Source organism: Kiritimatiellia bacterium (assembly GCA_028715905.1).
GTDB lineage: Bacteria > Verrucomicrobiota > Kiritimatiellia > JAAZAB01 > JAAZAB01 > JAQUQV01.
The window spans coordinates 15,160-35,385 of the sequence record JAQUQV010000012.1 but is presented as its reverse complement, the minus strand read 5'-3'; the positions used below and the strand labels follow the sequence as shown (position 1 = coordinate 35,385).

The 20,226-nt window shown below is 55.3% G+C and carries 20 protein-coding genes; 18 read left to right on the top strand and 2 right to left on the bottom strand.

Annotation, left to right across the window (positions count from 1 at the left end):
• The first annotated feature begins 54 nt into the window (after window positions 1–54).
• From PHP98_04140 to PHP98_04125, 4 genes are read left to right on the top strand one after another with little or no spacing between them, the layout of a single operon-like run.
• Window positions 55–867, top strand: a complete 813-nt coding sequence (locus tag PHP98_04140; GenBank protein MDD5482824.1) for an NAD-dependent epimerase/dehydratase family protein — start codon at window positions 55–57, stop codon at window positions 865–867.
• Between the two features lie 2 nt (window positions 868–869).
• Complete coding sequence (locus PHP98_04135; protein ID MDD5482823.1) at window positions 870–1,850, top strand: kinase; 981 nt, start codon at window positions 870–872, stop codon at window positions 1,848–1,850.
• A complete protein-coding gene (locus tag PHP98_04130; protein ID MDD5482822.1) occupies window positions 1,847–3,061 on the top strand; it encodes a glycosyltransferase in 1,215 nt (404 codons plus the stop codon). Before PHP98_04135 ends, PHP98_04130 begins: the two co-directional genes overlap by 4 nt.
• Window positions 3,040–3,750 (top strand): nucleotidyltransferase family protein, encoded by a 711-nt coding sequence (locus tag PHP98_04125; protein MDD5482821.1) that lies wholly within the window; start codon window positions 3,040–3,042, stop codon window positions 3,748–3,750. Before PHP98_04130 ends, PHP98_04125 begins: the two co-directional genes overlap by 22 nt.
• Before the next feature lie 34 nt (window positions 3,751–3,784).
• Here the strand turns inward: PHP98_04125 and PHP98_04120 are convergent, their stop codons facing one another.
• Both PHP98_04120 and PHP98_04115 read right to left on the bottom strand, forming a co-directional pair.
• Window positions 3,785–4,819, bottom strand: a complete 1,035-nt coding sequence (locus PHP98_04120; protein MDD5482820.1) for a glycosyltransferase — start codon at window positions 4,817–4,819, stop codon at window positions 3,785–3,787.
• 20 nt (window positions 4,820–4,839) lie between these two features.
• Window positions 4,840–6,126 carry a hypothetical protein gene (locus PHP98_04115; protein ID MDD5482819.1) on the bottom strand — a complete coding sequence of 429 codons (1,287 nt, stop codon included), beginning with the start codon at window positions 6,124–6,126 and terminating at the stop codon, window positions 4,840–4,842.
• Window positions 6,127–6,495: 369 nt separating this feature from the next.
• Here PHP98_04115 and PHP98_04110 point away from each other — a divergent pair, with 369 nt between their 5' ends.
• The 14 genes from PHP98_04110 to PHP98_04045 all read left to right on the top strand — a co-directional run bounded on the left by PHP98_04110 (window position 6,496) and on the right by PHP98_04045 (window position 20,174).
• The gene (locus PHP98_04110) at window positions 6,496–8,820 is read left to right on the top strand and encodes a DUF2961 domain-containing protein (GenBank protein ID MDD5482818.1); all 2,325 of its coding nucleotides are present in this window, start codon (window positions 6,496–6,498) and stop codon (window positions 8,818–8,820) included.
• Window positions 8,821–8,879: 59 nt separating this feature from the next.
• On the top strand, window positions 8,880–9,089 hold the full coding sequence (locus PHP98_04105) for an AbrB/MazE/SpoVT family DNA-binding domain-containing protein (protein MDD5482817.1): 210 nt from the start codon (window positions 8,880–8,882) through the stop codon (window positions 9,087–9,089).
• Window positions 9,086–9,493, top strand: a complete 408-nt coding sequence (locus PHP98_04100; protein ID MDD5482816.1) for a type II toxin-antitoxin system VapC family toxin — start codon at window positions 9,086–9,088, stop codon at window positions 9,491–9,493. Before PHP98_04105 ends, PHP98_04100 begins: the two co-directional genes overlap by 4 nt.
• On the top strand, window positions 9,493–9,969 hold the full coding sequence (locus PHP98_04095) for a hypothetical protein (protein MDD5482815.1): 477 nt from the start codon (window positions 9,493–9,495) through the stop codon (window positions 9,967–9,969). The genes PHP98_04100 and PHP98_04095 overlap by 1 nt, the downstream gene beginning before the upstream one ends.
• 155 nt (window positions 9,970–10,124) lie before the next feature.
• The gene (locus PHP98_04090) at window positions 10,125–10,910 is read left to right on the top strand and encodes a hypothetical protein (protein ID MDD5482814.1); all 786 of its coding nucleotides are present in this window, start codon (window positions 10,125–10,127) and stop codon (window positions 10,908–10,910) included.
• Window positions 10,907–11,164 carry a hypothetical protein gene (locus PHP98_04085; GenBank protein MDD5482813.1) on the top strand — a complete coding sequence of 86 codons (258 nt, stop codon included), beginning with the start codon at window positions 10,907–10,909 and terminating at the stop codon, window positions 11,162–11,164. The genes PHP98_04090 and PHP98_04085 overlap by 4 nt, the downstream gene beginning before the upstream one ends.
• 11 nt (window positions 11,165–11,175) lie before the next feature.
• Window positions 11,176–11,718, top strand: coding sequence for a hypothetical protein (locus PHP98_04080; protein MDD5482812.1), 543 nt, complete (start codon window positions 11,176–11,178; stop codon window positions 11,716–11,718).
• An 8-nt stretch (window positions 11,719–11,726) separates the two neighbouring features.
• The gene (locus tag PHP98_04075) at window positions 11,727–12,962 is read left to right on the top strand and encodes a glycosyltransferase family 4 protein (GenBank protein ID MDD5482811.1); all 1,236 of its coding nucleotides are present in this window, start codon (window positions 11,727–11,729) and stop codon (window positions 12,960–12,962) included.
• A gap of 12 nt (window positions 12,963–12,974) precedes the next feature.
• Window positions 12,975–14,213 (top strand): nucleotide sugar dehydrogenase, encoded by a 1,239-nt coding sequence (locus tag PHP98_04070; protein MDD5482810.1) that lies wholly within the window; start codon window positions 12,975–12,977, stop codon window positions 14,211–14,213.
• Complete coding sequence (locus PHP98_04065; GenBank protein ID MDD5482809.1) at window positions 14,210–15,235, top strand: NAD(P)-dependent oxidoreductase; 1,026 nt, start codon at window positions 14,210–14,212, stop codon at window positions 15,233–15,235. Before PHP98_04070 ends, PHP98_04065 begins: the two co-directional genes overlap by 4 nt.
• A gap of 1 nt (window position 15,236) precedes the next feature.
• Complete coding sequence (locus PHP98_04060; protein MDD5482808.1) at window positions 15,237–16,577, top strand: B12-binding domain-containing radical SAM protein; 1,341 nt, start codon at window positions 15,237–15,239, stop codon at window positions 16,575–16,577.
• Window positions 16,578–16,657: 80 nt separating this feature from the next.
• Window positions 16,658–17,998, top strand: a complete 1,341-nt coding sequence (locus PHP98_04055) for a hypothetical protein (GenBank protein ID MDD5482807.1) — start codon at window positions 16,658–16,660, stop codon at window positions 17,996–17,998.
• Window positions 17,999–18,051: 53 nt separating this feature from the next.
• Window positions 18,052–19,257 (top strand): class I SAM-dependent methyltransferase, encoded by a 1,206-nt coding sequence (locus tag PHP98_04050; protein ID MDD5482806.1) that lies wholly within the window; start codon window positions 18,052–18,054, stop codon window positions 19,255–19,257.
• On the top strand, window positions 19,254–20,174 hold the full coding sequence (locus tag PHP98_04045; GenBank protein ID MDD5482805.1) for an NAD-dependent epimerase/dehydratase family protein: 921 nt from the start codon (window positions 19,254–19,256) through the stop codon (window positions 20,172–20,174). The genes PHP98_04050 and PHP98_04045 overlap by 4 nt, the downstream gene beginning before the upstream one ends.
• Window positions 20,175–20,226: the final 52 nt, after the last annotated feature.

Here is a 20,226-nt window from a genome sequence, read left to right as displayed (position 1 = left end):
GGTTTGCCGTGAAAAATCCCAAAAACTTTTCTTGCCTTAAATTTTGATTCTTTCATGAAAACAATCATTCTCGGCGGACACGGATTTCTCGGCTCGGCGCTTTGCGCCGAAGCGCAAAAACGCGGTTGGGATACCATCCCGGCCGGACGCAAGGAATATCCGCAACTGGTTGGAACGACCTGCGACGTGCTGATAAACGCCGACGGCAATTCCAAAAAGTACCTGGCCGACAAGGATGCCGGCCTGGATTTTGATCTGTCGGTCCGCTCGGTCGCCTTTTCCCTGCGCGATATCCGGGCAAAAACGTACGTTTATCTTTCCTCCGTGGACGTTTATGCCGACAAGAGCAACCCGGCCTGCAACCACGAGAAATCAGCCGCCATGCCTGAAAAAATCAGCTGTTACGGATTCCATAAACTTCTGGCCGAACAGATTGTCCGCCGCCAGGCCGGATCATGGCTGATCATGAGGCTGGGCGGGTTCGTCGGACCCGGCCTGAAAAAGAACTCCATTTACGACATGTTAATGAAACAAACAATCCGCGTGCACCCTGACTCGCGCTATCAATACCTTGACGTCGCCGCCATGGCCGCGATTGTTTTCAGCCTGATTGAATCCGGCCATCACAAGTCAATTTTCAACCTGGCCGGCGAAGGCACCGTCAGCCTGAAGGAAATCGCCGCCCTTCTGCCGGGAACCCCCCTTGCCGGCGCGCCCTGCGGCAATCCCCCCGAGCATTACGAGGTCAACATCTCAAAAATCAAAACAATCGCGGCCATCCCGGCCACCCGCCGGACCGTTGAAGAATTTATCAAGAGCGTCTTGTCCGGGGCGATAAAACTCAACCCGCAAACGGCCGCCCGATAATTATGATAATTTCCAGAACGCCATTCAGAATAAGTTTTTTCGGGGGCGGCTCCGATTTCCCGGAGTTTTATAAAAACCGCCGGGGATGCACCCTTTCCACCACCATTGACAAATACTGCTATATTTCCCTGCATTATCTTTCGCCCTTTTTTAAATTTAAGTTCCGCGCCAGTTACGCCATGACCGAAACGGTCCAGGAACCGGCCGAATTCCAGCACCCCCTCATCCGCGAATGCCTGCGCCATTTACCGACCGTCCACGGCCTTGAAATCGCGCACGTCTCGGATTTGCCCGGCCGCACAGGTCTCGGCACGTCTTCTTCCTTCACGGTCGGCCTTCTGAACGCCCTGCATGCCATCCGCGGCGAAAAAGCCGCGGCCGGACAACTGGCCCGGGAGGCTGTTTTGATAGAACGCGGGCGGGTCGGAGACCCCGGCGGACATCAGGACCAGTACGCCGCCGCATACGGCGGATTACTGCGCATTGATTATAACGGCAAAGATGTGCGTCCGCGGCGAATCCGCCTGAATCCGCGCCGGCTGGCCGCTTTCAAAAAATATCTCCAGCTTTTCTTCATGGGCATGGAACGGACTTCGGGAGAGATTCTGCGTGACCAGAAGAAACGCGCGGAGCTGAACGTGCCCGCGCTGGAACGCCTGGCCGCCATGGCGGAACGGGGGCAGACAATCCTGGAACGAGGAAAAGACATGCTTGAATTCGGAAAAATGCTCAACGAAGCCTGGGCCTTGAAAAAAGGCCTGGCAAACGGCATCAGCAATTCCGTTGTTGACCAGGCCTATGAAGCGGCGCAAAGCGCCGGCGCGCTGGGCGGCAAACTGCTCGGCGCGGGCGGCGGCGGCTTTATCCTGCTCTTCGTCCCCCCGGAAAAACAGCCGGCGGTGCGCGCGCAACTGGCAAATCTGATGGAAGTGCCGTTTGAATTCAGCCGGGAAGGCAGCCGCATTATTTTTAAAAACTCATGACGAATCCCGCCGCCAGCCCGCAAATCGCCTTCTGGTTCCGTTACGGGCCGGCCGAACACGCCGAGCTTTTCCACTGTTTACCCGGGATAATTGAGGCGCTTGCGCGCGATTGCACGGTTCATTATTACGGCCTGAAAAGTTCCAAGCCGGTCCCGGAGCAAATCCGGAAAAACGCCCGGCTGCACATCCTGCCGGTCGCCGTTGACCGCGCAAACACCACCGACAAAATAATTAAAACCGTGTTCTGGCTCCTGTTCATGCCGCTGATCGCGCTGCACTGCCGGCTGAAAAAAATTGACGCGGTTTATATTGACGAGACGCTCCCCCTGAGCGCCGTTCTGGCAAAAATCTTCTTCGGCCCGAACGTGGCCGTAACAATCACCGATTTTTTCCTGGATATCTACGCCATGAAAAGACCGTATCTCCGGCCGTTCTGCCGGGCCGTCAACAGGCTGGACATGGCCGCCTGGCGCAAACTGCCCCTCATCTTCACGCGCGCAAAAACCACGCGCAACTTCCTGGCCGGCTCCGGCGTTCCGCCGGAAATCATCCGTCCGGTCTACGACCCGTGCGACACCGCGCTCTATCATCCCGCCGACAAAACCGAATGCCGGCGCAAGTTCGGATTTGCCGCGGATGAAATCATCCTCGTCCACCACGGCATTCTTCATCCAAACAAGGGCAACGACCGCATTATCGGGGTTTTGCCGGACCTGCTGGAAAAATGTCCGCGCCTGCGCTTCCTGCTGGTCGGCGACGGCCCGGAAATGCCCCGGTTACGGCGGATGGTCAGGGAAAAAATGCTGGAAAAAATCGTGGTCTTTACCGGCTGGCTGCCGAAGCCGGAGGACGTGAATTGCGCCCTCAACGCCGGCGATATCGGCCTGGCAATGCGCACCGGGCTGGCGACCGACCATTTTGCCATGACAGGCACGCTCATTCACAACATGGCCTGCGCCCTGCCCGTGCTGGCGGCAAAACTGCGCAGTATTGAGGAAGTGATTCGGGACGGCGAAAACGGCTTCCTGTTTGAACCCGAAAACATGCCGGAATTCAAGAAAAAATTCCTGACGCTCGCCAATAATCCGGATTTAAGACGCGATTTCGGAAAGAAGGCGGCGGACGTTGTCCGCCAACTATTTGACATGCGGGCCGTAACCCGCCAAACCGTTGAACCGCTCCTGCAGTTATGCAAGCCGATAAAGCAATAATTTTGCTCGGAGGACAGGGCACGCGTTTGCGAGCCCTTTTCCCGGACCTGCCGAAAGCGCTCGTCCCCGTGGCCGGCCGGCCTTTCCTGGCATGGCAAACCGAATGGCTTTTCCGCAATAATATTTCCTGCGCGCTGCTGGCAGCCGGCCGGCTCGGCGAAATGATTGAAACCTGGGCCGGACAGCAGCCTTTTCACAAGCGCCTGAAAGTTTTAATTGAACCGGCGCCGCTCGGAACCGGCGGGGCAATCAAACATGCGCTTCCCGCCGCCGGAAAAACCCCCTTCTGGGTCCTGAACGGCGACAGCCTCCTGCCGGAACTTGATTTCGGCGGGATGGAAAAAGCGCATTGTCAATCCGGCGCCCTGGCAACCATCGCCGTCACCGCCATTGAAGATTCCGGAAGATACGGCGCCGTCCTGTTTGACGGCAACGGGAAAATCATCAGGTTTGAAGAAAAAAAAAGCAGGCAAGCCGGCTGGATCAACGCCGGCGTATACCTGATGGACCCGGCTGTTTTCTCGGTTATCGGCGCCGGCAAAAACACATCCATTGAAAATGAAATTTTCCCGCGGCTGGCCGCCGGCGGAAAAATCTTTGTTTTTCAAACCAACCCGCCCCTGCTGGACATGGGCACGCCGGAGGGGCTGGAAAACATGGCAGCTTATCTCGCAGAAAAAAGACCGTAAAGACAGATTTGGCCGGATTTTAAGCGCGCGGATTTCAACCGCGCGCAACGGGCTTTACGCTCAAATCGCGGTTGGGGAAAAAAAGCTCAATCCACCCGGCCAGGCCGTAACAGAGATGCATGCCCGGGACCATGAAAAAAATCAGGAGCGCCCTGAAATCGCGCTCATCGCGCCATTTAAGAAAAGCGCAGCCGGCCGCGAAAAAGAGATAAAACGCCGCGCAAACAACCAGCGCCGCCAGAAATATTTTTGAAAAAAAGGCGCCAATCGCCAGGATAGCCAGGGAGACAAGCAGGAACATCGGCGCCAGGGTCGCCGGCTCAATCTCCGCGCCGGCGCGGATGAGCCGGATGCGCGTCGCGCCATAGCCGAACATCTGTTTAAGGAACCCCCCGTAAGACGCGCGCGGATAATGATAAAGCATGGCCTGCGGCTGAAAAACGAGGCGCCATCCCTTCCGCGCGGTTGCGATATGGGCCGCGAGCATTTCTTCGCCGGGCCAGAAATTTGCGTCAAACCCCCCGATTTCTTCCAGCACCTTGCGGCGAAAAGCCATGTTGCACCCGATCAAGCGCGACCATTTCGCCGGCCGCGGGGCAATCCCGCCCTTCTGATAACGCTCCTGCACATAGCCGGCCGCGCGCGAAGCGAGCGTCCAGCCCGCGAGCCGTGCCACGAGCGGAATATCGTCCGGGACGAGCCCCGGACCGCTCAGCAAGCCGACCGCCTCATCCGCAAAAGGCTCCAGGACCGCGGCCGGCCAGTTCTTGCCAACCGCCACGTCATCATCCAGAAAGGCGATGATTCCGGCATGGGCGGCCTTCCAGCCGGCGTTTTTCTTTTCGCTGGAATCGCCGCGCGCGAATGAAACCGGCAGATGAATCACGTGCGGGTTGCGATTGAGCAGGTCTTTCAGCCGCTCCGCTACAAACTGATCGGGGACCGCGCCAACGACGATGATTTCCGGCGTGGACGCCCATTCCGCGGCCAGAAGCGATTCCACGGCCCGCAAAACATGCGGACGACCGATGGTGGGAATGACGACCGAAAGGATTGGCATGTTATTCATTATTTTCCACCGCCGCCGTGCTATGGCAGGACTGAAAACCATCTTTTGCGGCGCAGGATCAAAACGCAAACCGCCGCGGCAAACGCCAGCAACCCAAGCCCTTGAACGCAAAGCGGCCATTTTGGCGGCGCATATTCAAGAAGCACTTCGTGCACGCCGGGCTCCACATAAACGCCCTGGAAAATAAAATCGGCGCGCAGAATTTTTCCTTCTTTGCCGTCAATTCGGACGCGCCAATCAGGATCATATTTCTCGGATACGCGCAGGATGGCCGGGGTTACGGACGAGGTTTTCAGCTTTATCCTCCCCGGCCGGTATTCCAGCATCTGCGCTTGCCCATCCTCGCCGGCCCCGGAAGCATCCGGCAGTCCGGAAACGCATTCGGGGGCGATCATTACCTTCCGGGAAAGCTGATGTTTTTCCAAGCCGATCCGGCGCAAGGCTTCGGCGTCGGCAACAATCTCCCAGCAGCCGATCAGCGCAAAGCGCGGGGCCGGCTCCTTAAAACGCATAACCACGTGCTGACCCGGCTGTTCGGCCGTGGCCGGCACCACTTCCACCCCTGCCGATGCCTGGCCGCGCTGCCGGCCGGCGGGAAGCGGCCGGACATTATAAGCGTAGACAAGTTCAAAAATGTCCTTCATAGCCGGGTCGTTCTGAACCTGTCCCCAGAATTGCGCCGGCGCCAGCACGAACCCGACCGCCGAAAGCCGCCACAAGCGCAGGGGATTACGGCCGACAGCTTCAAAAAATCTTTTGTAATCGTCCGACATCCGGGGCATTTGGGTGACGTTTATAGTTTTAACGCCGTGATAGGGAAATAAATAAGTGAGCCAGAGGTTGTAAAAACCATCCTGAGTGACGCATGCCGTCCTGTTTTCCGGCAGAGTTTTGAGCAGGCGGATAACGTCGTTTTCCTCAAATGCCTTCAACGGCATGGTTTTTACGTAATGGCGCGAGAGGTAAAACGCGTCCACCGCAACGATTGTTACCAGGAGCCAGAGCGCCGCATGCAGAGCATATTTGTTCCGGATGCGGCGCGCGCAGAACAACCAGATGAAAAGAGCGGCGCAGACGGTCATGAAGGCGGCATGCCAGAGCGCGGCGACCTTGTTCCGGAGAATAACCGCGGCGAAATGGTCCCAGCCGGCCGCGGACAGGCGGTAGGCCAGCGCATTGAAATCCGTCATGATTCCAAGGGCGCGCAGGGCCATGACAAGCGCGGCGGCGAAAACACAGCCAAGAAAACACTTCACCCATAAAGGCGTTGCGTTTCCAGCGGGCACGGGCTCCGTTTTTTTTTCCATTCCCATTCCATCCTTTGCGTCCGGCATTCCTGTCCCAATATGCCAGCATGCGGAAGACATGTCAAACGGGTTTTGGAATCCCGCATTGACAACGAACATTTGCCGGAATAAGGTAAACACGGTTTGAATTAGGCGGTAAGTGTATTTGATCGATGTAGGAGCCGCATCCCTATGCGGCGATTCCGGGCGATCCGCATCCCTATGCGGCGATTCCGGGCGACAAAACATGCATCGCCGGACAGGGGGGCCGGCTCCTACCTTAATTTCACGCTTTTTTTGCGGCAAAATTGAAATTCTTATGTTGAATTTAGCCCTGAGTGATAAAAGTTTTACAAAACCGCCATGCGTCTCGGCGGAACGATTTAATCCATGAGCCTCAAAATGAAATTGATTTTCATTCCGGGAGCGTTACTTTCGGCGCTCTTGCTTTTCATCCAGGGGTGCGCCCCGGAAAAACACGCCGCCCCGCAGGTGAATTTGACCTCTCTGGCGCGCGAAATCTGCGATCTCGGCCGCCCGGCCCGGCTGGATTCACCCGGCACACAGATAACAACCTCGTTTGACCGTTCCGGCGGAAACACCGACTACAACAATTTTCTGCGGAAAGAAAAGGACGGTTGGGCGGTCATGGCGGATTTAAAAGGCCCGGGTTATGTCTCGCGTTTCTGGTTCACCGGCGCCGAAAACGGCAAATATCCGCTGCGTTTTTATTTTGACAATGAAAGAACGCCGCGGATTGACGCCACCTTGGAAGAATTTTGCGGCGGGAAAGCGCCTTTTCAGCCTCCGCTGGCGGCCTATGAACCTTTCTGCTGGTATTCTTTTGCGCCCCTGCCCTACCGGAAACGACTGGTGATTACGACCAAAGAAGGCGGTTACAAGCCGAACGGAGACCCAAAGATATTCTTCCAGATCAATTATTGTCCCCTTCCGAAACACACACGGGTTGAAAGTTTTCCGAAAATTCTCTCGCCGGCGGAGAGCAACGCGTTAATCCAGGCCGGAACGGCGCTTAAACAACTGCCGCAAGACCCCCTTCTGCCGCAAAACCTGCGCGCGGAGACAAACGCGGTTACCATCCCGGCCGGGCAGTCAGTCAACATTATTCGCCTGTCCGGGCCGGCCGTAATCCGGGAACTGCGCCTGACACCGGACGCGAACGCAATTACCAATGTTCTGAAACGCAACGAAATAATGTTCAAAACAGTCCTGCGCATGTATTGGGACAAAAACGAAGCCCCGAGCGTGGAAGTTCCGCTCGGCAATTTTTTCGGCAGCTTCTGGCAGATGCGGAGGTTCCAAAGCGCTTATTTCGGCGCCAGCAATCAAACATTTTACTCCCGTTTTCCGATGCCGTTTGCCGATTCGGCGCGGATTGAAATCCGGAATGAGATGGACATCCCGCTCTCGTTCCAGGCGTCCTGCGCGCTGGAAAAAATGCCGGTTTGGACCAACGCCTGGGGCTATTTTCATTCTGGCTGGACAAGAAGCTTCCCGCAGAACGCCGGGAAACCCCATCGTATCCTCAAAACGCAGGGACGCGGAAAAGTTGCGGGCTGCATCCTGGCGGTAACCAGCCTGGATCAAAGCTGGTGGATTCTGGAAGGCGACGAAACAATCCGGGTTGACAACGAGCCGTTCCCGGGCTGGCACGGCACGGGACTGGAGGATTACTTCAATGCGGGCTGGTATTACGGCAATGCCCTGATCCGCCCGTTTTACGGTCTGCCGCTGAAAGCCTTTTTCACAACCATTCAATACCGCGTCCACCAGACCGACCCGGTTGAATTTGCAAGGTCGGCCGCGTTTGAATTTGAGCGCGGCCCCGGCCACGCCAGCCGCGGATACATGGAGAGCGTTTCTTTTTATTATTTATCGGCGCCGGCCCGGGCCGATTCCGATATTTCCGCGAACATACCGCGGGCGCCGCCGGATGATCCGTTCGCGCCGGTTTCCGTGATGATGGCGCTGAACGATTTTGAGCGGCTGGGCGATTTCAACGGCGCGGTTGACCACATTGACGCCTTCCTGGAAAAACACCCGGATTATCCCTTCGCTTCCGTGCTGCGCCTGCGACGGATCGGTTATGAAGAAAGGGAGAAAGGATTTGCCGCGGCGCGCGGGCAATACGAAAAATTCCGCGCCGCGGAAACGAACGAGATGGCGCGGCGGATGGCGGAAATGATATTGTGGCACAACAGCAGCCCGTCCAACGTCATCCTCGGCGTTTATTGCAACATGCGGACCGGCGTTTACCTGGACGGCCGCTTCGTCGGCGAGGCGGGCGCGCCGGAACGGATGCGGTTTTTCGGCTTGCAGCTTCCGCCGGGAAAACATGCGCTCGCCCTGCAAACGGTGCACCGCGAATATCCCTCGTGGGCCCAGGCCTGCCTGCGCACGCACGCCGGAGACATTTGCACCTCGCCGCGCTGGAAATCCGCCTACGCCCCGAAAGGCAACTGGTCCGCCCCGGGTTATGACGACTCCGGCTGGGAAACAATCGGCGGCATTGAGGAAAGCAAGGGGCCGCCGATGGATCCCTACATCTGGCTGGAGCCGCACCCGTTTGTGGAGATGCAGTCAAAGGCGAAGGGGATCGGGCCCGCGGGCGAATGGAAAAACAAAAACGAGAAAGCCGTGCTCCGGACCACGTTTGAGACGCCGCTCAATTCAAGCCAGAGACATAATAATTGAAAATCGGCATTGACCAAACCGTATCGTTGTGATAATTGTTTTACAAAAAGGAGAACGATATGGATACTGTAACAGTATCGCCCAAGTATCAGGTGGTAATCCCGCGCCCGGTAAGAGAGCGCCTGCGCATCAGCCCGGGCGAACAGATGCAGGTCATCGGATTTGACGATCGGATTGAGATGGTTACATTGCGGCCCATAAAGAACACGCGCGGATTTCTTCGTAAATATGACCGGAGTTTCAGACGCGAAAAGGCAGACCGCGAATGAATCTGGTGGACACGTCCGCATGGCTTGAATACTTTTTTGAAGGCCCGAACGCGCAATATTTTGCCGCGCCTATTGAAGCAACCGACACATTGCTGGTTTCGGTGGTTTCGCTCTACGAGGTCTTCAAAAAAGTCAATACGGTCGCAGACGAGGACCGGGCATTACAGGCCGTTGCGCAAATGAAAAAAGGCCGGGTTGAAGAAATTACCGAATCAATCGCTCTCTCCGCGGCCCTGATCAGCATCAAACATAAAATCGCCATGGCTGACAGTTTGATTCTGGCAACAGCCCGGCAGTGCAAAGCTGTGTTATGGACACAGGATAAAGATTTCCGCGGCATGTTGGATGTGAACTTCAAGCCCGCCGCGCGCCGCCAGACGACCCCTTCGCGCCGGTCTCCGTGATGAACAACAGCAACCCGTCCAACGTCATCCTCGGCGTTTATTGCAACATGCGGACCGGCGTTTACCTGGACGGCCGCTTCGTCGGCGAGACGGGCGCGCCGGAACGGATGCGGTTTTTCGGCTTGCAGCTTCCGCCGGGGAAACACGCGCTCGCCCTGCAAACGGTGCACCGCGAATATCCCTCGTGGGCCCAGGCCTGCCTGCGCACGCACACCGGAGACATTTGCACCTCGCCGCGCTGGAAATCCGCCTACGCCCCGAAAGGCAACTGGTCCGCCCCGGATTATGACGACTCCGGCTGGGAAACAATCGGCGGCATTGAGGAAAGCAAGGGGCCGCCGATGGATCCTTATATCTGGCTGGAGCCGCACCCGTTTGTGGAGATGCAGTCAAAGGCGAAGGGGATCGGGCCCGCGGGCGAATGGAAAAACAAAAACGAGAAAGCAGTGCTCCGGACCACGTTTGAGACGCCGTAATCCGCATCATAAATTCAGAATAATTTGCCTTGCTATGGAGCTTTATCCGGATATAATTCTTAAAGAAAATTATCACCTATGCTCAACATGCAGTTCCAGCCCAAAATGCCTTATAACGGCCCGATTGCCCCGACATACACGGTTGGAGACTGCGCTTGAATATTTACCTCCAGCTCACGGATGAGTTTAACGCCGGCGGACTCAGGGCGATTATCTGTTCGGGGCAGGCCGCGGTTCTTCATCAGGTGGCCATTATGAGCAAGGACGGGGACTGGATTCTACGCGAGGACCAGGAATGCCTCGGCCATATTCTGGAAGTGCTGGAACAACATGGCGCCCATTACCGCTTCGGCGCCCCGTTGGATACGCGCTGGCTCGCGCAGGGCTGGAGCGCGCATTTTGAATTTCCTTGCGGCGCTATAAGGGTGCGGACTGATTTTTTCACGCGTCCTCCGCGTTTAAATGAACTGGAACTGAAAGCGCTCTGGGAAGAACAATCCGCAAGCCATCCTCCCTTTGTCAACCTCTCGCAACTGGCCCGCATGAAACAAACGGACCGTGAAAAAGATTACGTGATTATCGGAGAACTTGCCCGGCGGATGCGGGATCCGGCGGATCAAATCCGCTATTCCCGCAGCGCCTTGGATTTGATGCGTCTGAAAGAGCGTCATCCCGCATTGTTTGACCGGCTGGCCGGCGAACGCCCGGCGCTTCAGGCGGTTAAGGAAGGACGCGCACGGCTGGAAGCGGCGCTTGACGCAGAACGGCGCGAGTTAATTCATCTTAATGAAGAGCGGCTCTCCAGATATGAAGCGGCTTCCGGATTGTGGATGAAGCGCTGGCCGAAATTAGCGGAACAAATTCAACCTTTGCCGTTGCGGAAAGCCCATCGTATCGTCGCGCAGGAAGCCGAAACCCATTTGCCAATGCAAACGTCATGATTTCACCCCGCGCCGATCATTTTTTAAGCGAAGAAGATTTAGACCTGCGGAACATGACGCGGGAGGAATTGCTCGCGTGGTGGCAGTTATGGCTGGAGCAGGCGCAGGCAACGAATGACCTGGACCGGGACGAATATTCCCACGGCGTCTTCCGGCGCGGACCGCGCGCGAAGACCGGCGCCGATCAACACGATCCACCGCCGGCACGGAACCGGATTCATCCGGCCGGAGCCGCATCCGTTCGCAGAAATTAAGAAAGGAGAACATGCGGTCAAAATCCGAGATCATCGCCCGTGAATTGTATAACCTGCGCGTGCTTGATATCGGCGGGGCGGGATATGGCGGCGACAATCCGTACGAAAGGGAATTAAAACGCGCGTGGGGTCAATGCCGCTCGCGAACCACCGTGGACGCATTCGGCCAGCCGGATATATTGCTTGACTTGAACGCGCTTCCCCTCCCGGCTCTTGCGGGAACCTATGACATCGCAACGGCTTTTGACGTTCTGGAACACCTTGATCATCCGACGGAAGTGCTGCGCTGGATTCCGGCGCCAAGACTTATCATCTCGCTCCCCAACGCGCTTTCCTGGTTTGCGCGCAGGATTGAATGCCGGTCTGGCGTTCAACATTTGTATTCATTTACCCGCCGGACTGCCGCAAACCTGCTGCAACGGGGCGGTTGGAGGCCGACCCGTTTTGAATACCAGTTCGGCAAATGGTCGCCGGCGGCCCGATGCATAAATTTCATCGGTTCGTTATGTCCCGCGCTCACCGGCACGGGCATTATCATTTACTGCGAGCGATGAAACACGGCATGAAGATATTATTTACGAGCCCGTCGCTTTCCGTTCAGGCCGACGCGCCGCTCAATTCAAAAAACAGGGCCGAAGCGCTGCAAAAGACCGGGGCGCAGGTCGTGCTCCTCGGTTTTCCTGAAATTTATCCATTGCCCAATGTCCAGCTTCCCTTTCCTTACATAAGCCTTGAAAAACGCGCTTCATCAAGCACCTTGCGGCGATGGGAAAAAATGCGGAAATATTTCGGGATATGGTGGACTTTCCTTGCCGTTTCATTCCTTGTAAAGCTGGCGGCCTACCGCATTGCGCGGAAAGAAAAATTTGACCTTATATGCATGCACCACGCCGAACCATGCGTGCTGCTGCCCCTTGTTGCGTGGTTGCGCCTTATCCGCCGCTACACACCGACGGTTGTGATTCTCCCCATGGCATTTATTGAAGTGGGCGCAAAAAACATAACCAGGGCCAGAAGCCGCCTGCGCGGGATTCTCAATGCTTATGCGGCCCGGCGGCTGGCCGGTCTGGCGCATATTGTCATAGAAAACCGGCATTATGCCGAAGGCCTGCGGCTGACGCGCAAAAATAATGTTCATATCATTCCCGAAGGCTATACCAACAGAATGGCATCGTTTTCCCTTCCCGAAGCGCGCCGCAAACTTGGCATAGCCCCCGGCCAGAGAATGGTACTGCTCTTCGGCACAGCGACGGTCATGAAGGGCGCCGACCTGCTCATTAAAGCCCTTGAAGAGGTGCCGCCGGCTTTTCTGGTATATATTGCCGGCAAAACCGGCGGAATTTATGAATCGTCGTGGGGCCCGCTGGAACGCCTGCAAAATACCGGGTGGAAAGACAATCTGCGAATTGTTTCCCGATTTATCCCGGAGGATGAAATGGAGCTTTATTTTGCCGCCGCGCACGCCTGCATTTTTCCGTATCGGCGCGGGTTCTCCACCATCAGCAGCAACCTGCGCCAGGCCGGCGAGATGGGCAAGGCCATTCTGGCTTCGGACCAATATCACTTTACAGACATAGTAAAAAACTATAAGGTAGGACTGTTGTTTGAGCCGGAAAACGTGCCGGAGATTGCGCGTTGCCTGCGGGAGTTCGCCGCAAAGCCGGATGAATGGTTCGCTGAAATCCGCCGGAATTCCGAAATACTGGTCAAGGAAAGATCATGGGAAAAGATAGCCGCGCAATACCTGGCGCTGTTTCAACACATTCTTGATCATGAAAAAACCGGCCAAAAACATTAAATTTCAAACATCATGTCGCGACCCGAAAAACTGGTGATTATCGGCGGATGCGGCCACGTGGGGCTTCCCCTGGGGGTCAGGTTCGCCCAAGCCGGAGCCGGCGTATTGCTGCTGGACATCAACCGCCAGGCCGTTGAAATGGTCAACCGCGGCCGTTTCCCGTTTCTTGAAAAAGGCGGGGAAAAAGAACTGCGCGCCGCGCTGGCCGGAGGAATGAGAGCCGTCAGCGATCCGGCGGCCGGCCGGGGCGCCGACGCGTATATTATCGTTACCGGCACCCCCGTGGATGAACACCTTAATCCCAAGCTGGATGACGTTCTGAAAGTTTTTGACATTTATAAGGAATATTTCCGGCCGGGATCTCTGGTCATCATGCGTTCCACCCTCTTCCCGGGCACCATGGATTATTTGCGCCGGCGCCTGGCGCGGGAACGGATAAAAATCAAGCTGGCCTTCTGCCCGGAGCGGGTTGCCCAGGGCGCGGCCCTTGAGGAAATCAGCTCCCTGCCGCAAATCGTCTCGGCCTTTGACGAAAAGAGTTTCCGGGCCGCCTGCAAATTATTTGCGCGCATTGCGCCGGCAATCATACGGCTCGCGCCTTTGGAAGCCGAGCTGGCCAAACTGATGACCAACGCCTGGCGTTACCTGGAGTTCGCCATCGCCAACCAGTTTTATATCATCGCCGAAAGCAACGGGGTGGATTTTCATAAAATTTTTGAGGCCATGCGGCATGAGTATCCGCGCGCGCGCGGATACAAATCGCCCGGATTCACCGCCGGCCCCTGTCTTTTCAAGGACACCATGCAGCTGGCCAGCTATTTTGAACACCAGTTTTATCTCGGGCATTCCGCCATGCTAGTCAACGAGGGATTGGCAATGTTCGCCGTGAAAAGGGCCGGCGAACTGCTGGGCGGGCTGAAAAACAAAACGATCGGACTGCTCGGCATGTCTTTCAAGGCCGGCAATGACGACACGCGCGAATCGCTCAGTTTCCGTGTCAAAAAGACCCTGGAATTCCAAGGGGCCAGCGTCATTTTTCACGACCCCTATGTTGCGGGAGGCGTCCCGTTGTCATGCCTTGTAACGCGCGCGGACGCCCTGATTCTCTGCACGCCGCACGCGGAATACGCCCGTCTGAAAACAAACAAGCCCGTCGTGGACATCTGGGGATTCATAAAAAAAACGCAAGTTGCCATTTTACCCGGCCTGAAAAAAACGGGCCGGAAAACAAAAAAAGGACGTTCATCATGAAGGGAAAAATTCTGGTTACCGGTTCAGCCGGATTCATCGGCGGCTACGTTGTGGAAGAACTGCTCCGCAATGGGTGGCAGGTCGCCGGACTTGACAATTATTCCAAATACGGCCCCTTGAAAAAATCATACGACGCCAATCCCGCCTATCACTTCACGGAAGGCGACGCCAAAAACGCGTCTCTTCTCAAGGAGCTCCTCAAAGACTGCGACCACCTGCTGGCCGGCGCCGCCATGATCGGCGGCATCACTTACTTCCATGAGTTTGCCTATGACCTTCTGGCCGAAAACGAGCGCATTATGGCCGCCACTTTTGACGCCGCCATCCACGCCTTCCGCAACCACAAGCTGAAAAAAATCATCGTTCTGAGTTCCAGCATGGTTTTTGAATCCACCGCGGTTTTTCCGACCCCGGAAGGCGCGGAACTGCGGGCGCCGCCTCCCAAAAGCACCTACGGATTCCAGAAACTGGCCTGCGAATACTTCGCCCGAGGCGCCTGGCAGCAATACCGTCTGCCCTACACCGTTATCCGCCCGTTTAACTGCGCCGGGATCGGAGAAAAAAGAGCCCTGACCGACCGCGAGGTGCTTTCGGGTAATATCCGCCTGGCAATGAGCCATGTCATTCCGGACCTGGTCCAGAAAACAATCAAGGGCCAGGATCCGCTCCATATCCTCGGCGACGGGCGCCAGATCCGGCATTACACCTACGGCGCCGACCTGGCCCGCGGCATCCGGCTGGCCATAGAGCATCCCGAGGCCGTCAACAACGATTTTAATCTTTCAACGGCGCAGTCAACAACCGTCATTGAGCTGGCGGAACTTATCTGGAAGAAAATCAATCCGGCCAAGCCGTTCCGTTATTTTTCTGACAAGCCTTTTGAACACGATGTGCAGAGACGCGTGCCGGATGTGGACAAAGCGCGCCGCATTCTCGGGTTTGAAGCAAAAACATCTCTGAACGACATTCTTGACGAAGTGATTCCCTGGGTGCGCGAAGAAATCAAACAAGGCGCGATTTAAGTTGAAAGTCTTATTTTCCAATCCTCCCTGGTGGACCGGGAATCAGTTCAAATACGGTTTTATCCCCATGCGGCTGGCCGGAGTGCGGGCCGGCTCGCGCTGGCCTTTTACCTATCCCACTTTCAGCTTTCCGGGATGGCGCATGCCGTTTGAATATCTTCCGCTGCCGCTCTTCATGGGGTATGCCGCCTCCTTCCTGCAGCGAGAGACCGGCGCCGAAGTTGTCCTGCGCGACAGCATCGCCCGGCGCGAATCCTGCCGCCGCTATTTTGATTTTATAGACCAGCAGCGCTTTGATTATATCTTTATTGAAACCGCTACGCCAAGCTGGGAACACGACCGGAAACTGATCACGGAACTGCACCGCCGGCAACCCCGATTAAAAATAGTGATTTGCGGGCCGATTGCCGCGGAAAAGGCGGAGGAAATCATCGCCGCCTGCCCTGTAACCGCCTGTATCCGGGGCGAATACGACAAAAATTCGGTAAAAGCCGCCCGGGGCCAGACCGGCGTCATAGATTATGACTTCCTGACCGACGAGGAAATGAATGCCGCCCCGGCGCCAATGTGCGACGAAAACGTGATTCGGTCTTATTACGACCGCAATCCACGCGGCATCAAACTGCCCAATTTGCAGGTCTGGGCCAGCCGGGGATGCCCCTTTAAATGCATTTTTTGCGTCTGGCCCGCCACCATGACCGGCTGCGACCCCGATGGAAAGGGAAAACGCCTGGTTCGCTATTACACCCCGGCCCACCTTGAGCCTTATATCCGCGCAAGAACCGCGCGCTTCGGCTTCCGCTCAATTTATTTTGACGACGATACCTTCAACCTCGGCGCGCGCCATACGCTTGAAATCTGCGCCATGATGAAACGCATCGGGCTGCCCTGGAGCGCGATGTGCCGGACCGATACGATAGAAATGGGCGTGTGGGAAGAAATGAAAAAAGCCGGCTGTTACGGCGTCAAATTGGGATTTGAAAGCGGCAACCAGGAAGTGGTTGACAAAATCGTCAATAAACATCTGGACCTGAAAAAAGCGCGCGAAGTAGTTCTCCACCTGAAAAAACTGGGATTGACCGTGCACGGCACGTTCACCATCGGACTGCCCGGAGAAACCGGGGAACAGATGAAGGAAACTGTTTTTTTCGCCGAATCATTGCCGCTTGATTCCAAGCAGATTTCAGGCGCCGCCGAAATTGAGGGCACCCCCCTGCACCACCTGCGCAAACACGGCCGCCTTCCAGGCTTTGAAAACGCGGCCATTGACAAGCAATACCTGCCGGCCACGGACGGCCGCAAAAAATGGGAGCAATTAACCGCCGGGATGCGCGATTCATAAGGGAGGCATGGTTCGCGGTTCGCCTGTGTTTTATTCTGAATGCCGTCTCCTGAATACCTGATTATTACCATTTATTTGACGTGAAATCTGAAAAAAACAGCTCTGCATTTTTTGCTTCCTGGCTGGATTTTGATTCCGACAAACTCTTCCGGCACAGCCTGATTGTTTTCTTTTTCACGCACGCCGCCAGCGCCGCCAATATATTTTTCCAGATGGTCATGGGCTGGAACCTTTCCGTGGCGGAATACGGAGTTCTTTGCTCAATGCTGGGATTGTTGATGGTGGTTGCCACGCCTATGACCGCTGTTTCCAACACGCTGGCGCATTTCGCCGGCAACCTCATCCGGGAAAACAGAATCGGCAACGTTCATGCGCTTACGCGCCAATGGCTGAACCGTATTCTGCTGGTCAGCGTTCCGCTCATGGCCCTGCTGGTTATCCTGCGCCATCCTCTGGCTTCATTCTTTCATTTAGCAAGCCCCTGGCCGCTCCTGCTGGTCGGAGCGGCCCTCTTTCTCTCCGTCCTGGCGCCGGTCTTCGGGGGCGTTCTGCAGAGCATGCAAAAGTTTGTTTTGCTGGGTTTCCCCGGTCTGGCAAGCGCATTCACGCGCTTATTGCTGGGAGCGGCGCTGGTTCTCGCGGTAACTCCCCGAGCTGTTTCCGGCCTGGCGGCGCATGCCGCCGGCGCCTTGTGCGGCACCGCGCTCATTTATTTTTTTTACCGCCGGCAAATGCCAATCGCCGCGCCAACCGACGGTTCAAACGAAAAGACCGACAGATATTTCTGGGCGTCCGCAGCGGCATTATTCAGTTTCGCGGTGCTGATGAACATGGACGTTGTCCTGGTAAAACGTTATTTTACCGACCCGGAAGACTATGGAAATTATGCGCGCGCATCCACAATCGCCCGCACGCTTGTTTTCCTGGTGCAACCCATTGCCGGTGCCATGTTCCCGAAAGTGGTCTCGCGCGGCGGCCTGAACGGAGAACAGCAAGGGACACTCTTCAGGGCGCTGGCGCTGGCGGGCCTGATTATTGGCGGAGCGGTTTTCTTCTGCACTTTTTTCCCGCAAATCCCGCTTTTAATCCTTTACCGCGACTTTGCGCCGTCCCCGGAGATGCTCTCTCTCGTGCGGCTGGTCTGCTGGGCAATGGCACCGCTCGGGCTGGTGTTTATTCTGATGAATTTTGAACTGGCCCAGCACCGCCTGGCGTGCGTGTTTCCGCTGGCTGCTTGCGCCGCCGTTTTTATCGGCGGGATCGTTCTCTTTCACGATTCGCTTAGGCAGGTGGTGCAGGTATTTATCAGCGTATCGTTTTTAACCCTGATTATGTTTGTTATCATGTTCCTCTGGAAAAACAGGCTTTCCGGAAAACCGATGAGAAAGAAAGATGTGGTAACGCTGATTATTTTATTGTAACATTTCGCTCATTGAATGGCCTTCTGTTTTTCTGAAATTTTATTTTTTTTTATATGATCTGTCGGATATGCGATCACAACAAACTGTCGCTTGTGCTGGACCTCGGCATCCAGCCGTGGGGTAATCATTTCCTGCGTCCGGAGGAAGTCGGCCGCGAGCCACAATACCCCCTGCGCCTCGTCTGTTGTGAAAAGTGTCAGACAGCTCAACTTGATTATACCGTACCGAAAGAGGTGATGTTTTCAGATCACACGTACGTTTCGGGCACAACCGCCACCCTTACCCGTCATTTCGCTGAAACAGCCGCCTATGTGAATAAGACCTTTTTTGCCAGTCGCCCAGACAAAAGCGTCCTGGATATTGGGTCAAATGACGGCACACAATTGCTTGAGTACAAAAAAATTGGCTACGACATTCTAGGTGTGGAATCCTGCGCGCGCGTGGCCGCAATGGCGCAAAAACGCAACGTGCCAACTGAAATCGCTTTTTTCAACGAAGAACTGGCGCAGGCGCTTAACCGTCGGTTCACAGTTATTAACGCATCCGGCATTTTTTTTCATCTGGAGGATTTACATTCCGTTACGGCCGGCATCCGGACTGCCCTTCAGCCCAACGGCGTATTTGTTGTACAATTTCTCTACATGAAGCAGATAGTTGAAAACTGCGCTTTTGACCAGATTTACCACGAACACCTGCTCTATTATAATCTTAAAACGATTGAAACGCTCCTCAACCGTCATGGACTGGCCTCCTTTGACGCCTATTTTTCCCCAGTGCACGGCGGTTCAGTCATTCTGTTTGTTACGCATGCCGCGAGGGCCAAACCATCCGTGCGTCTTAGAAAAATGCGTGAAGCCGAAGATCACACCGGGGCTAATAATCCGAACACCTATCGCCTTTTTGCCGTGAGAGCCGCACAACTGCGCAAAAATATATGCGCTTATCTGGAGCGCATGCTTCAAAGCGGAAAAACGGTTTATGGACTCGGCGCACCGGTCAAGGGCAATACCCTGCTGAATTACTGCAATATTGACGCCGACCGCATTCGCTGCCTGGTTGAGCGCAATCCAATGCGGGCGGGACTGATCTCTCCTGGCATGCACATCCCGATTATTATTGAAAGCGAAGTAAAAATCCAACCAAATGTTTATTTCGTCCTGGCCTGGAACTTCAAACAGGAAATTTTAATCCGTTACGCCGCTCTGATCAAACAGGGCGTGGAGTTTTATTTTCCCATCAATCCCAAGGAGACGGCATGAAACTGCTTGTAACCGGCGCGAGCGGCTATCTCGGAACCCATCTTTGCGCGCGTCTTGAGCGGGAGCACCATGAGGTTTCACGTTTAAGCACCAGCAACGGCGACCTCCGCGATCCAAACGCTCTCAACCAGTTTAACGGACAAAAATTCAACCGCATTTATCATCTGGCGGCCTGGACCCAGGCCGGTGATTTCTGCCTCAAACATTCCGGCGACCAATGGGTTATTAATCAACAGATTAATACGCACGTGTTGTCCTGGTGGCTGGAACGCCAACCGCAGGCCAAGCTGATTGCCATGGGCAGCAGCTGCTGTTATGCTCCCGAAGCGGACTTGCACGAAGAAAATTTTATGAAAAGCGAACCGATTGACAGCCTCTTCACTTATGCCATGACCAAACGAATGCTTTACGCCGGCTTGATGGCGCTAAACCGTCAGTACGGCCTGAATTATCTATGCTTGGTGCCTTCCACTCTTTACGGTTCCGGCTATCACCTTGCCGGCCGGCAAATGCATTTTATTTTTGACATTATACGCAAAATTGTTGACGCCAAACAAAATGGGACTGAAGTTGTTCTTTGGGGCGACGGTTACCAGAAAAGAGAATTGATTTACATGGATGATTTCCTTGACGCCATGTTTTATCTTTCCGGCCATGTACAGAATGAACTGGTCAACATCGGCGGCGGCAAAGAATATACGATCCGCGAATTTGCATCCTTTATTTGCGAAATTGTCGGCTATGACCAGGAACTCATCCGATACGATCCCTCGCGCTATGTTGGCGCCAGATCAAAAGTGCTGATAATTGAAAAATTATTCAGCCTGATGCCATCCTTTCAACACACACCGCTGCAAAAAGGGTTAAGACAGACTATAGAATGGTACCTTAATGCCCGTCAATCCATTCAAGTTTAAGCAACGTAATAGTCCATCATTACAGGAATCACCCAAACTTGCATGACGCACC

Coding starts and splice junctions, on each gene's coding strand:
- PHP98_04050 (MDD5482806.1), top strand. CDS start 18,052: ATGATCTGTCGGATATGCGATCACAACAAACTGTCGCTTGTGCTGGAC.
- PHP98_04070 (MDD5482810.1), top strand. CDS start 12,975: ATGTCGCGACCCGAAAAACTGGTGATTATCGGCGGATGCGGCCACGTG.
- PHP98_04085 (MDD5482813.1), top strand. CDS start 10,907: ATGATTTCACCCCGCGCCGATCATTTTTTAAGCGAAGAAGATTTAGAC.
- PHP98_04095 (MDD5482815.1), top strand. CDS start 9,493: ATGAACAACAGCAACCCGTCCAACGTCATCCTCGGCGTTTATTGCAAC.
- PHP98_04100 (MDD5482816.1), top strand. CDS start 9,086: ATGAATCTGGTGGACACGTCCGCATGGCTTGAATACTTTTTTGAAGGC.
- PHP98_04065 (MDD5482809.1), top strand. CDS start 14,210: ATGAAGGGAAAAATTCTGGTTACCGGTTCAGCCGGATTCATCGGCGGC.
- PHP98_04045 (MDD5482805.1), top strand. CDS start 19,254: ATGAAACTGCTTGTAACCGGCGCGAGCGGCTATCTCGGAACCCATCTT.
- PHP98_04125 (MDD5482821.1), top strand. CDS start 3,040: ATGCAAGCCGATAAAGCAATAATTTTGCTCGGAGGACAGGGCACGCGT.
- PHP98_04075 (MDD5482811.1), top strand. CDS start 11,727: ATGAAGATATTATTTACGAGCCCGTCGCTTTCCGTTCAGGCCGACGCG.
- PHP98_04140 (MDD5482824.1), top strand. CDS start 55: ATGAAAACAATCATTCTCGGCGGACACGGATTTCTCGGCTCGGCGCTT.
- PHP98_04105 (MDD5482817.1), top strand. CDS start 8,880: ATGGATACTGTAACAGTATCGCCCAAGTATCAGGTGGTAATCCCGCGC.
- PHP98_04120 (MDD5482820.1), bottom strand. CDS start 4,819: ATGAATAACATGCCAATCCTTTCGGTCGTCATTCCCACCATCGGTCGT.
- PHP98_04080 (MDD5482812.1), top strand. CDS start 11,176: ATGCGGTCAAAATCCGAGATCATCGCCCGTGAATTGTATAACCTGCGC.
- PHP98_04110 (MDD5482818.1), top strand. CDS start 6,496: ATGAGCCTCAAAATGAAATTGATTTTCATTCCGGGAGCGTTACTTTCG.
- PHP98_04135 (MDD5482823.1), top strand. CDS start 870: ATGATAATTTCCAGAACGCCATTCAGAATAAGTTTTTTCGGGGGCGGC.
- PHP98_04115 (MDD5482819.1), bottom strand. CDS start 6,126: ATGGAAAAAAAAACGGAGCCCGTGCCCGCTGGAAACGCAACGCCTTTA.
- PHP98_04130 (MDD5482822.1), top strand. CDS start 1,847: ATGACGAATCCCGCCGCCAGCCCGCAAATCGCCTTCTGGTTCCGTTAC.